We start from the raw sequence: 1,206 nt of genomic DNA, 5'->3' as shown, positions 1-1,206 counted from the left end.
GGCTATGAGCTGATTGAGACGGTCTGTGAGGAACACAACGTAGATATCGAAATTATCAATCAGACTGACGACATCTCCTACGAAGAAGAACTGACGGAAGACGTACTGGCAATCATCACCGTGTTCTCTGCCAAGCTGTATGGCAAGCGGAGTCACCGCAATGAGCAGATTGTCGCGGAAAACAGAAAGCTGTTCTCAAAAGATGACAAGAAGGAAACTAAGGACTCAAATTAAGACGATCAGAGCTTATACAGTACGACTGAGCGATGACGAGCTGCAGGAACTGGATAAGCTGTTCAACAACTACGGCAGATGCCGTGATCTGCTTTATGGTCAGCTGTGCGGAATCAACCACATGACCGACGTTGAAAATTGGCGTGGCCCAAGGGACAGAATCCGTCAGCACGAAGGCAAAATAAAGCAGGCTCGCAAGGCTGTCAGAAGCTGGAAGAAAGCTTATGCCGAAAACAAGACTCAAAACATGAAGGTACCGGATTCCGGAACGGTCAGACTTGCAAGGCAAAAGCTCCTGAATGAGCAGTTTCATATTCAAGGCCGCCACGTAACGGAAGCCGTAAAAGAAGGTGCATGAACCTCAATTCGATGTGGACCAATCTCGGTCTGAAACTGAAGAAAATCGTTCAGGCCAATGAGTCGCTGGCAAAGGAAGAACGCCAGTATCTCAACTACGTCTTCACTGCATCATATTACTGGCAGCTCATTCTGCAGGGACGCGAAAATGAGGCAGAGTCAAGTAAGGAAAGCAAGTATCCTGTACTGAGAGCGGCTCTGACGAAAGATCAGCTTCGCCACTGCTTTGGATACATCAGGCGTCTTACCAGAAAGCATAAGCCATATCCCCATTCATCAGCCGCTCGCTGCATGCTCTATGACGAAATAATGTGGAAAGTCATTCAAAAAGACGGCGCTGACCATTTGGATATCATGACAGCCGTATCAGGCAAAAGAAAGCAGCTCAAGCTGACGGGGCCATTCTGCTATGCCAACAAGAAAAAGCGCGGCGATGTCCAGCTGATCCTCGACCGGGATAAGAAGCGTCTGGAAGTCCATCGCGCTATCAAGGCTGCTGTCCATGATCTGCACAAAAGCAAAAAGAAGAAAGTCGGCATGGACAAAGGGCTGGCAACGCTTCTGTCGTGCAGCAGCGGTCATGAGTACGGCTTCAATTTCAGCCAGCTCGTGAAT

2 pseudogenes are annotated in these 1,206 nt (G+C 48.8%); both read left to right on the top strand.

The features are described from left to right. Positions 1 to 234: pseudogene (locus HMPREF3168_RS00010) on the top strand (IS607 family transposase); the annotation flags it as partial. Further along, positions 203 to 1,206: pseudogene (locus HMPREF3168_RS10975) on the top strand (RNA-guided endonuclease TnpB family protein); the annotation flags it as partial. The pseudogenes HMPREF3168_RS00010 and HMPREF3168_RS10975, both read left to right, overlap by 32 nt.

Source organism: Lactobacillus sp. HMSC08B12 (assembly GCF_001808415.1).
GTDB lineage: Bacteria > Bacillota > Bacilli > Lactobacillales > Lactobacillaceae > Lactobacillus > Lactobacillus delbrueckii.
This window is presented reverse-complemented; position numbering and strand designations above follow the sequence as displayed.